This window comes from Streptococcus suis (assembly GCA_024583055.1).
GTDB lineage: Bacteria > Bacillota > Bacilli > Lactobacillales > Streptococcaceae > Streptococcus > Streptococcus suis_V.
The window spans coordinates 254891-268160 of the sequence record CP102145.1 but is presented as its reverse complement, the minus strand read 5'-3'; the positions used below and the strand labels follow the sequence as shown (position 1 = coordinate 268160).

13 protein-coding genes and 1 other annotated feature are annotated in these 13270 nt (G+C 44.3%); all 13 genes read right to left on the bottom strand.

Features of this window, described 5'->3' with window-relative positions; all coding sequences use genetic code 11:
* Window positions 1-11 precede the first annotated feature (11 nt).
* Entirely contained in the window at window positions 12-3191 is a 3180-nt protein-coding gene (carB, locus tag NQZ91_01285) for a carbamoyl-phosphate synthase large subunit (protein ID UUM58037.1), read from the bottom strand.
* Window positions 3192-3575: 384 nt separating this feature from the next.
* A complete protein-coding gene (locus tag NQZ91_01280) occupies window positions 3576-4655 on the bottom strand; it encodes a carbamoyl phosphate synthase small subunit (protein UUM58036.1) in 1080 nt (359 codons plus the stop codon).
* Between the two features lie 109 nt (window positions 4656-4764).
* A complete protein-coding gene (locus NQZ91_01275; GenBank protein UUM58035.1) occupies window positions 4765-5688 on the bottom strand; it encodes an aspartate carbamoyltransferase catalytic subunit in 924 nt (307 codons plus the stop codon).
* Between the two features lie 27 nt (window positions 5689-5715).
* The gene (pyrR, locus tag NQZ91_01270; protein UUM58034.1) at window positions 5716-6237 is read right to left on the bottom strand and encodes a bifunctional pyr operon transcriptional regulator/uracil phosphoribosyltransferase PyrR; all 522 of its coding nucleotides are present in this window, start codon (window positions 6235-6237) and stop codon (window positions 5716-5718) included.
* Between the two features lie 240 nt (window positions 6238-6477).
* A complete protein-coding gene (locus tag NQZ91_01265; GenBank protein ID UUM58033.1) occupies window positions 6478-7122 on the bottom strand; it encodes a Pr6Pr family membrane protein in 645 nt (214 codons plus the stop codon).
* Window positions 7123-7519: 397 nt separating this feature from the next.
* On the bottom strand, window positions 7520-7858 hold the full coding sequence (locus NQZ91_01260; GenBank protein ID UUM58032.1) for a zinc ribbon domain-containing protein YjdM: 339 nt from the start codon (window positions 7856-7858) through the stop codon (window positions 7520-7522).
* Window positions 7859-7932: 74 nt separating this feature from the next.
* A complete protein-coding gene (locus tag NQZ91_01255; GenBank protein ID UUM58031.1) occupies window positions 7933-8829 on the bottom strand; it encodes an RluA family pseudouridine synthase in 897 nt (298 codons plus the stop codon).
* On the bottom strand, window positions 8813-9277 hold the full coding sequence (lspA, locus tag NQZ91_01250; protein UUM58030.1) for a signal peptidase II: 465 nt from the start codon (window positions 9275-9277) through the stop codon (window positions 8813-8815). The genes NQZ91_01255 and lspA overlap by 17 nt, the downstream gene beginning before the upstream one ends.
* Window positions 9270-10184, bottom strand: a complete 915-nt coding sequence (locus NQZ91_01245) for a LysR family transcriptional regulator (protein UUM58029.1) — start codon at window positions 10182-10184, stop codon at window positions 9270-9272. The genes lspA and NQZ91_01245 overlap by 8 nt, the downstream gene beginning before the upstream one ends.
* 87 nt (window positions 10185-10271) lie before the next feature.
* Window positions 10272-10727 (bottom strand): GNAT family N-acetyltransferase, encoded by a 456-nt coding sequence (locus NQZ91_01240; GenBank protein UUM58028.1) that lies wholly within the window; start codon window positions 10725-10727, stop codon window positions 10272-10274.
* Between the two features lie 359 nt (window positions 10728-11086).
* The gene (gene rpmA / locus NQZ91_01235; GenBank protein UUM58027.1) at window positions 11087-11380 is read right to left on the bottom strand and encodes a 50S ribosomal protein L27; all 294 of its coding nucleotides are present in this window, start codon (window positions 11378-11380) and stop codon (window positions 11087-11089) included.
* Window positions 11381-11425: 45 nt separating this feature from the next.
* Window positions 11426-11740, bottom strand: coding sequence for a 50S ribosomal protein L21 (gene rplU, locus NQZ91_01230; protein UUM58026.1), 315 nt, complete (start codon window positions 11738-11740; stop codon window positions 11426-11428).
* Between the two features lie 35 nt (window positions 11741-11775).
* Window positions 11776-11846, bottom strand: a sequence feature (ribosomal protein L21 leader region).
* Window positions 11847-11915: 69 nt separating this feature from the next.
* The gene (gene brnQ / locus NQZ91_01225) at window positions 11916-13241 is read right to left on the bottom strand and encodes a branched-chain amino acid transport system II carrier protein (GenBank protein UUM58025.1); all 1326 of its coding nucleotides are present in this window, start codon (window positions 13239-13241) and stop codon (window positions 11916-11918) included.
* Window positions 13242-13270: the final 29 nt, after the last annotated feature.

The following is a 13270-nucleotide window of genomic DNA, read 5'->3' as shown; positions in this document are numbered from 1 at the left end:
CCTATTATACACTAAATAGCTCGGGTCATGAAACTTCTGCTTTCCAAGACTTTGACCATAGCCGTAGCTGTATCAATGGCTGTAAAGAGTGGGATACCACCCTCAATGGCTGAGCTACGAATGATTTGACCATCCGAGTCTGCCACACGCGTTTTACCAACTGTATTGACAATGGCTTGAATTTTTCCAGCTCGAACCAGACTTGGAATATCGAAACCACCTACATCACCAACTTTATTGACCAAGGTAACAGGAAGTTGGTGATCCGTCAGATAAGCTGCCGTTCCGCTAGTCGCAAAAATACCATACCCCAAATCGTGGAAACGACGCGCCAGCTCCAAGGTTTCTTCCTTATCTTCATCCGCAATGGTAAAGACGACATTGCCAAATTCTTCCAAGTGCTGGTAGCTAGCTTCAAATGCCTTGTAAAGTGCTTTTTCAAGCGTCACATCTGAACCCATGATTTCGCCCGTTGACTTCATTTCAGGTCCCAAAAGACTGTCAACCTTCGCCAATTTTGTGAATGAGAAGACTGGAGCTTTGACGTGGACCTGCTTGCTTTCTGGATAGAGACCGTCTGCATAACCAAGTTCTGCCAAGGATTGACCCAAAATCAATTTAGTCGCGACTTGAGCCATCGGAATGTCTGTCACTTTTGACAGGAAGGGAACGGTTCGGCTGGCACGTGGATTGACCTCAATGACATAGACCTTTTCGTCCTTGATAACAAACTGAATGTTCATCATACCGATACAGTTGAGACCAATAGCCAATCGCTTGGTGTAATCAGCAATGGTTGCTTGTACCGCTGGCGACAGGGTTTGCGGTGGGTAAACTGCCATCGAGTCACCCGAATGGACACCTGCCCGCTCGATGTGTTCCATAATTCCCGGAATGAGAACATCCTTGCCATCAGAAATCGCATCTACTTCACACTCTTGACCAACGATATAACTGTCAACGAGAACAGGGTGCTCAGGACTAGCCTTGACCGCCGTCCGCATGTAGGAACGTAGGTCATTTTCATTTTCAACAATCTCCATGGCACGCCCACCCAAGACATAAGATGGACGGACAAGGACTGGAAAACCAATTTTGCGGGCCGCCTCAAGAGCCTCTTCTTCATTAGTTGCGGTTTGACCTGGTGGCTGCGGGATGTCCAAGTCTTTCAGAGCTTTTTCAAACAAATCGCGGTCCTCAGCCCGGTCTAAATCTGCTACTTGAGTTCCCAATATCGGAATACCAGTCTTGGCAAGCGGTTCAGCCAAGTTGATGGCTGTCTGCCCACCGAATTGCACAATGACACCTTTGGGCTGCTCCAAATCAATCACATTGAGTACATCTTCCAAGGTTAAAGGTTCAAAATAGAGCTTGTCCGAAACCGAGAAATCTGTCGAAACAGTTTCAGGGTTGGAGTTCATGATAATAGCCTCGTAACCTGCTGCCTGAATGGCTTTGACAGAGTGAACCGTCGCATAGTCAAATTCAACCCCTTGACCGATGCGGATTGGCCCAGAACCTAACACAAGGACCGATTCCTTGTCTGATTTGATGGATTCATTTTCCCAAGCATAGGTTGAATAGAAATAAGGCGTCGCGCTCTCAAATTCTGCTGCACAGGTATCCACCATTTTGTAAACTGGGACAATGCCATTTTCAGTCCGGAGCTGGCGAATGTAGCATTCCGTCCGCCCCCACAGCTCTGCTATTTTACGATCTGCAAAGCCGTATTTTTTCGCTTTTTTGAGGATATCTAAGTTATCAAAATGCGTCGCCAATTCCTGCTCAAGCTCTATAATATGCAACAACTTATCAAGGAAGAACAGGTCAATCTTGGTTAATTGAGCCAGCTCCTCAATCGTATAGCCACGGCGAATGGCCTCAGAAAGGTAAAAGAGGCGGTCGTCTTGCGCTTTGACAATCTTTTCTACCAAGTGGTCGTCCGTCACTTGGCTGAGTTCTGTCATTTCATTGTGATAAACACCGATTTCCAAGGAACGGCAGGCTTTCAAAAGGCTTTCTTCAATGTTCCGTCCGATGGCCATGACTTCCCCTGTCGCCTTCATCTGTGTTCCCAGACGGCGCTCCCCTTTTTCAAATTTATCAAATGGGAAACGGGGGATTTTAGCAACTACGTAGTCCAAAGCAGGCTCAAACATGGCATAGGTTGTCCCAGTTACTGGGTTAATCATTTCATCCAAGGTCAAACCAACAGCAATTTTTGCCGCTAATTTGGCAATAGGATAGCCAGTTGCTTTTGAAGCCAAGGCTGACGAGCGTGACACGCGCGGATTAACTTCGATGACATAGTATTTGAAACTATGGGGATCCAAGGCCAACTGGACATTACAGCCACCTTCGATTTTCAAGGCGCGAATAATGCTGAGGCTGGCATCGCGGAGCATCTGGTTTTCAATGTCTGACAGGGTTTGAGTCGGCGCAAATACGATAGAATCTCCTGTATGAATTCCCACAGGGTCAAAGTTTTCCATGTTACATACGACCAAGGCATTGTCTGCCGCATCGCGCATCACTTCGTACTCGATTTCCTTGAAACCTGCAATTGAGCGCTCAATCAAACATTGAGTTACTGGCGACAATTTCAAGCCATTTCCTGCGATTTCGCGGAGTTCTTCCTCGTTGGCACACATACCGCCACCTGTACCGCCCAGCGTGAAGGCCGGACGCACAATGACAGGGTAGCCGATAGAATTGGCAAAGTTCAGCGCCTCATCAACGGTCGTCACAATTTCAGACTCAGGAATGGGCTGATTGAGATCCTTCATCAATTGTTTGAACAAATCGCGGTCCTCAGCTTGGTCAATGGCCGACAGTTTTGTTCCCAAGAGCTCAACACCCAGCTCTTCCAAAATTCCAGCCTTGGACAATTCCATAGCCATGTTGAGACCTGTTTGTCCACCAAGGGTTGGCAAGAGAGCATCAGGACGCTCTTTTCGCAAAATACGACTGACAAATTCCAGCGTAATCGGCTCGATATACACCTTATCCGCAATTTCCTTGTCAGTCATAATTGTTGCGGGGTTGGAATTGACCAGTACAACGCTGTAGCCTTCTTCTTTCAAGGCCAAACACGCCTGCGTCCCCGCATAATCAAACTCCGCAGCCTGACCAATAATAATCGGACCAGATCCAATCACCATAATTTTTTTAATATCGTTTCTTTTTGGCATAATGTATGATACAAAGCCCGTTAAGAAGACAAAGCGAAAATAGGAAACACAACGCTGATGCTTCAAGCATCCAGACGACGTTTATCTTTTTCACACAGTCCTTAGAGCGTGTTCGAATATTAAATTCAAATAGTACTCGAACCTGTATCTTCTCCTTTCTATTTGTCAACTCACAGGTTGACATTAAATAAGATAAGTCCGACATTAAGAAAGGCAATTCGATACTAATTGGCTTTCCTAACTAGTGCAAGGGATAGCCTGACCTCCATGGAGGCAGGCGTAGGGAAATGAGTTGCGTGCTACCATTGACCTGTCCCTTGCCTTTCTATTTTCTATCTCTCTACATAGAATTAAATAACTCTCTGACGTTTAGTTACCATTCAACTAGCGTTCTTGCTTAAATGAATCCATCAAGTCCATAAATTCGTCAAATAAATAGCTGGCATCATGCGGACCGGGTGCTGCATCAGGGTGGAATTGCACTGAAAATCCGGGAAGGTATTTGTGACGGACACCTTCGACAGACTTGTCGTTGATTTCCTCGTGGGTAATCATCAAGCAATCCGGCAGTTCCTCGCGTGACACTGCATAACCGTGGTTTTGACTGGTAAAATCAACACGTCCTGTCGCAATTTCGCGCACGGCATGGTTAAATCCACGGTGACCGAATTTCATCTTGTAGGTCTGGGCACCATTTGCCTTCGCATACAATTGATGGCCCATACAAATACCGAAAATCGGAATCTTCCCTTGAATACCACGAATCATATCAAGCGCCTCTGGAACATCATCTGGGTTCCCCGGTCCATTGGACAACATAACACCGTCTGGAGCCAGAGCCAAAATTTCCTCTGCGGTCGTGTCATAAGGAACGACAGTTACATTGCAATCACGCTTGGCCAATTCACGTAAAATCGAATGCTTGAGACCAAAATCGATCAGTACAACGCTCCGACCGACACCCGGAGCAGGATAGGCTGTCTTGGTAGACACCTGCTCAATATTATTGGTCGGCAAGACTGTCGCCCGTAGCTGATCGGTCAAATGTTCAACACTATCTCCAACATTAGCCAAGGTCGCCTTCATCGTCCCGTGCTGACGAATAATCTTGGTTAAAGCTCGCGTATCAATCCCTGAAATACCGGGAATTTTTTTAGCTTTCAAAAATTCATCCAAGGTCAATTGGTTGCGCCAATTACTAGCACGACGGGCCCACTCACTGACCACCACACCCTTACAAGTTGGCGTGATAGATTCGTAATCATCGCGATTGATACCATAATTTCCTACCAAAGGATATGTAAAGGTCAAAATCTGACCGTTATAAGATTGGTCGGTAATGGACTCCTGATAGCCTGTCATTCCAGTAGAAAAAACCAGCTCTCCAGTCACATCAATATCCGCTCCAAAGGCCTCGCCCTCGAAAATTGTTCCATCTTCTAAAATTAATCTTCTTTTCGTCATATCTACCTCGTTGATTCTCTCAGGAATCCTTTAACGTTTTGAATTTGTATTCACAAAGGGGGGCAGAAAACTAGCCTTCGTTAAATGTGCCGTGCTGTGAATACAGGTTCTATACCTTACCATTTACAATCGCCTCCAAAATCGCCATTCGGACAAAGACGCCGTTTTGCATCTGACGAACAATCCGTGATTTGGGAGCCTCTACCAGCTGGTCATCAATTTCAACATCACGGTTGACAGGCGCAGGGTGCATAACAATCGCCTGTTCCTTCAAGCGCTTGTATCGTTCCCCCGTCAATCCATGCAGACGATTATAGGTTTCTTTTGAAAAACTTTCTGATCCATCGTGGCGCTCATGTTGGACACGCAGAAGCATCAAGACATCCACTTCCTCGACAATATCATCAATCGCGACATGTTGACCGTATACATCAAATTCCGCCGAATACCACTCTTCTGGGCCAGTAAAGTAAATATCTGCCCCCAGTCGCTTGAGGATTTGCATGTTGGACTTGGCAACCCGCGAGTGAGTAATATCGCCTGCAATGGCAATTTTCAGATTTTCAAAGGTGCCAAATTCTTCATAAATGGTCATCAAATCCAGCAAGGACTGGCTTGGGTGTTGCCCAGAACCGTCCCCACCATTGACAATGGAGGTCTGGATGCTCGGACTATCAATCAATTGTTTGTAGTAATCAACCTCGGAATGGCGGATGACACAAATATCAACGCCCAAGGCTGACATGGTTAAAATGGTATCGTACAAGGTCTCGCCCTTGTTGACCGAGCTGGTTCGAGCATCAAAGTCAATCATGCCCATATCCAAGCGCAACTCCGCCATTTCAAATGACTTATGCGTTCGCGTCGAATCTTCAAAGAAGAGATTGGAGGCATAATACTTCCGACTTAATGTAACGGACTCGCCTTTCTTGAAAGCCAGTCCGCGTTGAATGAGGCCCAATACTTCTTCATTCGAAAGCGTTTCCATTGTTACCAAATGTTTGAGAGAAACCTTACCATCTACAATTGTCATGATACTACCTGCCTTTTTGTGCCTGACCTATTCTGCCTCTACTAATAAAACTGCGTCATGACCGTCAATTTCAGTCATGTGAACGATAATTTCCTCCACCCGACTGGTCGGGATATTTTTCCCAACATAGTCCGCACGAATTGGCAATTCCCGGTGGCCACGATCGACCAAGACAGCTAAACTAACACGAGCAGGTCTGCCCAACGATACGAGATTGTCAATGGCGGCACGAATGGTACGTCCAGTGTAGAGAACGTCATCCACCAAAATAACATCACGATCATTGACATCGGCGGTGATGCTGGTGGTATCTTCTTCTACTTTCACATCGTCGCGGAAGGGCTTGGTATCTAATTCTCCCAGAGGAACATCAATTCCTTCCAACTGTTTCAGACGTTCTTGAATCCGTCGGGCAATGAAAACACCTCGTGTCTTGATACCAGCCAAGACGATATTGTCCAAATTCTTATTGCGCTCGATAATCTCATAGGTGATACGGGTAATTGCCCGTTTCATGGTCATATCGTCTACGATTTCTTTGGTTTTCATTCTAAACCTCCATAAATATGATACAAAAAAACTCTCCCTTTCAGGAGAGTTCAGAAAATACAGGACCAGTGCATGAAAAACTCCAACAGAATTTCCCATCTTGTATGTCCACATTTGCTCAATGCTCTCCTTACCTGTCTCTCTGGACAGCACTTAAAGGATTTCTAGCATCAGTATAGCACACTTTACCTACGGCGACAAATTCTTACTGTAAAAAATTTAATAATCTTCGTATTTTGCTTAGAATGGTGCTGATTTAGCCAAAAAAGACTGTGGTTTTAGGGATTTTACACCCGCCAAAACATAACCAAAGAGCAGATAGGTCACAAAGATAATAGCGCAGTAGGTCAAAACGTAGTTCCAGCCATACTTGGGAACATTGAGAAAGAAATAGGCAAATGGACTATCCTTGGCGTCAGGAATAGGAATTTTGAGGAAAAATCCATTGACCAAGCCAAAAGCCATGTAGGCAAGTGGCAGACTAGTCCACCAAACGGGGTCCAACCGCTTGTACTGTCGCTGCCGATCGACAATAATCGTATCCAGCAAGAAATAAATGGGAACGATATAGTGGCAGAGAAGATTTTCCACGCGCCAAAAATGCTCAGCCAGCGGTGCCAACATGATATGATAGACCACACAGGTTATCATGATGGACATAGTCACACCAGCCTTGATTCGCAGAAAGTTCTGGTCTTGCAAATTTTGGCCCTTGTTCATGGCATAGACCATATAGACCGCAAACACAGAAACCAGCAAGTTGGATTGCACCGTGTAGTACATAAGCATGCCAATACCATATTTAATGATTTCTAGAGCTGTTCCCGTAATCGCTAAAGCAGCCAGCAGACAGCGACTGTAAAATAAAATACTTTGATTCTTCATAGTTTCCTTTCTTATATTAAAACCTTTTTCAGACTTTCCTGAGGTGAAGGCGGACGGAAGTAAACTTTCTTGTTTCTAGGTTTACTCCTCAAACAGTCCCCTAGACTGTTTGAGCTACCTACGGAATTCCATACCTAGTATTTGAGCCTTTTGTCGCTTTTTTATTTCCAAGCAACAACCTACGAAGTTCTGAGAGACCTTTGTAGCCCGAAATACTCCGAATGCCTGAAACGATAACGTTTCAGGCATTTTCATCACAGCGGAAAGTCGCGGTTTGGGCTCACTCCGCTCGCAAAATAAAATAATTTTTTGTTTTATTAGCAGAGCTACTCAGATTATTTGAGCCAATTCATAGTTTGTCTACGTCTTGAAAAGACTGGATTTCCCAGTCTAAATGCTAAATCTTCTTCACAAATTCTGATTTGAGTTTCATGGCTCCAAATCCGTCGATTTTGCAGTCGATATTGTGGTCGCCTTCAACGATGCGGATACCTTTAACGCGCGTGCCTTGCTTGAGATCCTTCGGTGCGCCTTTGACTTTCAAATCCTTGATCAGCGTCACTGTATCTCCATCAGCCAAGCGATTGCCATTGGCATCAATAGCGACTGGACCGCTCTCTTCCTCAGCAACCTCGGCTGGGTTCCATTCGTATGCACATTCTGGACAGACCAAAAGCGCGCCGTCCTCATAGACATATTCTGAATTGCACTGTGGGCAATTTGGTAAAGTTTCCATTCTCGTTCTCCTTCTTTTTTATCTGTATCAGTCTATCATCTTTTTGGAAAATGGGCAAGATGCTCTTATTGTCACTACTGAGTGGCTTGACGTAGTTTTTCCAGTGTTTCTTGGAAAATAGCTGGCGCGTCAGCCGTAAATTCTACCAGCTCTCCCGTTCTCGGATGGGTAAATCCAAGCGTCTGAGCATGCAGAAATTGACCCTGCCCCTTGAGCGTTTTACGTGGTCCATAGGCCTCATCGCCAGCCACAGGATGACCGATATAAGCCATGTGAACACGGATTTGGTGGGTTCGTCCCGTTTCCAAGGTCAATTCAACCAAGGTATAGTCACCGAAACGTTCCAAGACTTGAAAACGTGTGACTGCTTCCTTGCCCTTGGCTGTGACTGCCTGTTTCTTACGATCTTTCTCCGAACGACCAATCGGTGCCTCAATCATACCACGGTCATTTGGTAGGTTTCCGTGGACAATGGCAATATATTTGCGGAGGGATTTCTTGGCTTTCAATTCCTCAGCCAACCTGGTGTGGGCCTCGTCGTTTTTAGCAATCATCAGCAAACCGGATGTGTCCTTGTCAATCCGATGGACAATGCCCGGGCGCAAAACGCCATTGATAGCCGACAAATCTTTCACATGATAAAGCAGGGCATTGACTAGCGTACCCGACGTGTGACCAACAGACGGATGCACCACCATGCCTTGTGGCTTATTGACCACAGCCACATCCGCATCCTGATAGACAATTTCTAAAGGAATGTCTTCTGCTACATAGTCAATTTCTTCGACCTCTGGCACCTGATAGGTTAGGATGTCACCAGCTTGCACACTATATTTTGCTTTTTTGGCTTGGCCATTGACCAAAACCAGACCAGCCTTAATTTGTTCATTGGCAACCGACCGTGACAGGTCTGTCAAGTCTGACAGAGCCTTGTCCAACCGAACGCCACCAATCTCAACTTTTACTTCCATTACTCTCTTCTTTCATGATACAAATAAACAGGAGCCCAACTCCCACCGACAGACACATATCAGCCACATTAAAGACCGGGAAATTGATAAAATCCAGCTGGAACATATCCACCACGTAGCCCAGACGGAAACGGTCGATAAAATTTCCCAAAGCCCCCGCCATCATCAAGGACAAACTGAACAAGGTCAAGAGATTTCCCTTGATATTTTTGACATAATACCAGACCAAGCCAATCATGACAACCACTGTAACAATGGTGAAAAACCACTGCTGTCCCTGCAAAATAGACCAAGCCGCACCATAATTTCTCAGATAGGTCAAACTCATTAAACCTGTCAAAAATTCCCGACTGGTGTGCAATTCAATATTGGCTACGGTCCAAGCCTTGACCAACTGGTCCACACCGATAAAAGCCACTGCCAAAAGCGGCAATCCAAACTTACGCATTTTCTTCCTTCTTCTTATCAAAATAAGCCTGCATGGTATCGACAAAATCAAGCGCACAATGGCTCAGTTCATCGCCAGCCCGCTTGACATAGACCATGCGGTTATCCGTCTTCCCCTTAAAGGGAATGACCGTAATCCCATTGACCGACTCGTCATCCAAAAATCCCGAACCCGTCGCATAGGCGTCCGTCCGCTCTAGAATCCCGTTCAAGGTAGCGCGATCCGTCACATCAAAAACAACCGACGAATCCGACGTGTCAATCAAATTCTCAGAATAATAAAGATAAGCCTCTTTTTCTTGGGTAAATCGGACCGTTGGCAAACCAACCAAATCCTCAGCCTCAATCTCTGCCTTTGCAGTCAAAGGATGATCCTCCCGCAGGTAGATATGGGTCTGAAACTCCGCCAACTCAATCACCTGCAAATGCAATTTATCCAGCTTTTGCATAATCCCCTTGGTATTGCGATCGTTGAGATAAATAATTCCCAGCTCACTATACCCCTGCGCCACCTCATCCAAAATTTGTACCGTAGTCGACTCAAAAATCCGAAAATGTGGATATTGAGGATGCTGCCGAGAAAAATCCGTAATCAAGGGAGGCAAGAAATCATAGTGCTGACTGCTGATAGAAAAAGTTTTTTCACCTTCTTCTGATTGTAAATAAAGATGCTCAAATTGATCAAAGCCCTTGACTAAACTCTGAGCCTTCTCATAAAATTCCATTCCTTTTTGGGTCAAAAAAGTCCCAGAACTGGTCCGACTGAAAATCTGAAAACCTAGCTCTTTTTCTAAATCTTTGATGGAAATGGATAGGCTAGGCTGAGATACGTACATTTTCTCCGCTGCCTCACGAAAAGTTCCACTATTGGCGATAGCTACCACATAGCGAAGCTGTTGAATATTCATCGATCCATCCTTTCTTCATTCCATTTTTCCTATCTTTCTATTATACCACATAATAAAACCACCAGCAAAATTGCTGGCGGTAAGTGACTATAACTTTTTAATCATGATAAGACAGGGATTCCATTCGTCCCACAAGTTTGGAAAAACTTCCAACTTAGCAAAGCCACAAGATTGATAAAAGCCAATCGTCTGATCATATTCTTTATAATGCCCTTGGTCAACCGTTTTGACTTGTAGATAGGCAAACGATTTTCTCGCCTCTCCTTCTAATGCTTGCATCAACGCTCGTCCTAGTCCTTTTCGATGATGAGATTTTTTAACACCCATACAGTGAACTTCCCCACAATCGTCAGAGGTGCTCGTTAAGGTTACGAATCCTACTGGCTCATCTTCGTCAAATGTGGCCCACAACGGCAGCAAACTCCCATCTTGAATATATTCTTTAGTGCTTTCAGGTAATCCAAACCACTCAGGTAAATCTGCTAATACCGTTTTAATAATCTCAGCTTTTTCAACTGAATCCCTTATTGCAACAATCTTCATTATTTTCTCCTTTCGGAGGTTAATTTGCCCTAACCTCCTTACTCTTGATTCCTTGTTTTCTGAAATATCTTACTATTCCTTTCATTTGAATCGCCTCCCTTCATTCTATTATATGGTTATTCTAGCATCTATTGCCCTTGTCAGTCAACCTATATTTACATGTTCATTTTCAACTGATAACTTTTTATTTAACTACCAATTCCTGACCATTTCACACCAAACCCTTGGTAAATGAAAAATGGGTATCAAAACAAAAAAACAGGCCTTCCGAAATCTCGGAAAGCCTATTGTTTGCTATTTCTAGCTCAACTCTCTCTTTTATTTCAAGGAGAGTTGCTAAAAAGGTTCCCCGAACCTTTTTACTTTGCGATTGGGTAAACAGATACTTGTTTCTTATCGCGACCTTTACGTTCGAAGCGTACAACGCCTTCTACTTTAGCGTAAAGAGTGTCATCTCCACCACGACCTACGTTAGCTCCTGGGTAGATTTTTGTACCACGTTGGCGGTAAAGGATTGAACCACCTGATACAGTTTGGCCGTCAGCAGCTTTCGCACCAAGGCGTTTCGCTTGTGAATCACGACCGTTTGACGTTGAACCTCCACCTTTTTTGTGGGCCATAAATTGCAAGTTAGCAAGATTCAAGTTTAACATATGTTATTCCTCCGAATTTCTGTAATGATTGTTTCAAGCTACGCCTTAAGCGTTGATAGCGTTGATAACAACTTTTGTGTAAGGTTGACGGTGACCTTGTTTGCGGTGGCTACCTTTTTTAGGTTTGTACTTGAAGGTAACAACTTTTTTCTGTTTACCTTGTTTTTCAACAGTACCAACAACAGTAGCGCCTGCTACGAGTGGAGTACCCACAACAGTTTTCTCACCACCAACAAGAACTACTTCTTCGAAAGTAACTTCTTGACCTGCTTCAACGTTCAATTTTTCAACGTAGATAGCTTGACCGACTTCAACTTTAACTTGTTTGCCGCCAGTTTTAATGATTGCGTATGTGCTCATTATGCACCTCCTATGAATTTTGGGCTTTGCCCGAATTTAATGTGAAGACTCGCCTAGTACCGTGGGACGAACCACTTAAACGGCATTCGTGCGGTTGCACAGGATGTGTGCATAGTCAACCCTTGTAATATACCAAAAAACACTCGTTTTTGCAAGTGTTTTGTATCATTTTTTCTTACATTTCGAAAACTTCACTCTCCTGCTTGCTTGGCAAGAAGAGAGAAAGGACAATTCCGACAAGAGCTGGCAATAACCAGGCTAATGATTGTCCAGCCAATGGCAGAGCTGAAATGATTGTTGAAACAGCTGTCCAACCAAATTGACCAGCCAAAACCTCTACTAATGACAAAGCAGTCACTAGTCCCACAGTTAATTGCATACCGTAAGTAGAAAGCGGTACGAATTTGTTAACAATGGTAATCAAGACAATACAGATGGTAATTGGATAGAGAACCAAAAGAACTGGAACTGAGAAAGTGATGATATTGTTCAAACCGAGGTTAGCAATCCCAAAACCAATCAAAGTAAAAATTGTTGCATACACTTTATAACTAAAACGTGGGAAACGCTCAGCGAAAAATTCACCTGAAGAAACAATCAAGCCAGCCGTTGTCGTAAAGCAAGTAACGATAACCATAGCTGCCAAGAAAATTTGTGCACTTGGACCAAAAATAGCCTGTGTAGCTTGTGAAAGAATATAAACACCCTTGTTGGTATCGGACGCCAAAACATCAGCAGGCACAGGAAAATGATTTCCTAAGAAAGCCAAACCAACATATAGTGCTGAGAAAGCTAAGGCCACAACAAGACCAACTGACCAGATGGTTGAGACATATTCCTTCTTGCTAGAGAAACCAAGTTGTTTTAAGGTATTGACAGCTACCACACTAAAAGCAACCGCCGCAAGGGCATCAAGGGTATTGTATCCCTCGATAAAACCTGTACCAAAGGCCTGTCCATCTGAATAAACTTCTGCTGCTGGCAGAGGACTGGTCGAACCATACTTGGCAATACCTAGAACCACTAAAATCACAATCAAAATGGCAAAAACAGGGGTCAAAATTCGTCCGATACTGTTCAAGATTTGAGACGGTTTAAGGGCAATCAGATAAGCTGCTACAAAGTAAAGAGCTGTAAAACCAAACAACCAGAGAGCCGGATTCCCATCGCCCAATAATGGTGCAATACCAATTTCAAAGGACGTTGTAGCCGTACGCGGAATGGCAAAGAAAGGACCAATGGCCAAATACAAGGCAACAAGATAGACCGTTGCAAAGCCAGGTGAAATCTTGCGAGAAATCTCATGCACATAACCTTTGGGGTTCAATGTCCCGACAATCAGGGCAATGACAGCAATACCGACACCTGATACAACAAATCCTAATATAGCTGGCCAGAAATTCTCACCTGACAAGACCCCCAAAGCTGGTGGAAAAATCAAGTTTCCTGCACCAAAAAACATACCAAACAGGAGTAAACCTGTTAGAGCTCCTTTTTTCATAAAAACTCCTTCTTATCTTTTTCGAAAGT

Coding starts and splice junctions, on each gene's coding strand:
- carB (UUM58037.1), bottom strand. CDS start 3,191: ATGCCAAAAAGAAACGATATTAAAAAAATTATGGTGATTGGATCTGGT.
- NQZ91_01280 (UUM58036.1), bottom strand. CDS start 4,655: ATGACGAAAAGAAGATTAATTTTAGAAGATGGAACAATTTTCGAGGGC.
- NQZ91_01275 (UUM58035.1), bottom strand. CDS start 5,688: ATGACAATTGTAGATGGTAAGGTTTCTCTCAAACATTTGGTAACAATG.
- pyrR (UUM58034.1), bottom strand. CDS start 6,237: ATGAAAACCAAAGAAATCGTAGACGATATGACCATGAAACGGGCAATT.
- NQZ91_01265 (UUM58033.1), bottom strand. CDS start 7,122: ATGAAGAATCAAAGTATTTTATTTTACAGTCGCTGTCTGCTGGCTGCT.
- NQZ91_01260 (UUM58032.1), bottom strand. CDS start 7,858: ATGGAAACTTTACCAAATTGCCCACAGTGCAATTCAGAATATGTCTAT.
- NQZ91_01255 (UUM58031.1), bottom strand. CDS start 8,829: ATGGAAGTAAAAGTTGAGATTGGTGGCGTTCGGTTGGACAAGGCTCTG.
- lspA (UUM58030.1), bottom strand. CDS start 9,277: ATGCGTAAGTTTGGATTGCCGCTTTTGGCAGTGGCTTTTATCGGTGTG.
- NQZ91_01245 (UUM58029.1), bottom strand. CDS start 10,184: ATGAATATTCAACAGCTTCGCTATGTGGTAGCTATCGCCAATAGTGGA.
- NQZ91_01240 (UUM58028.1), bottom strand. CDS start 10,727: ATGAAGATTGTTGCAATAAGGGATTCAGTTGAAAAAGCTGAGATTATT.
- rpmA (UUM58027.1), bottom strand. CDS start 11,380: ATGTTAAACTTGAATCTTGCTAACTTGCAATTTATGGCCCACAAAAAA.
- rplU (UUM58026.1), bottom strand. CDS start 11,740: ATGAGCACATACGCAATCATTAAAACTGGCGGCAAACAAGTTAAAGTT.
- brnQ (UUM58025.1), bottom strand. CDS start 13,241: ATGAAAAAAGGAGCTCTAACAGGTTTACTCCTGTTTGGTATGTTTTTT.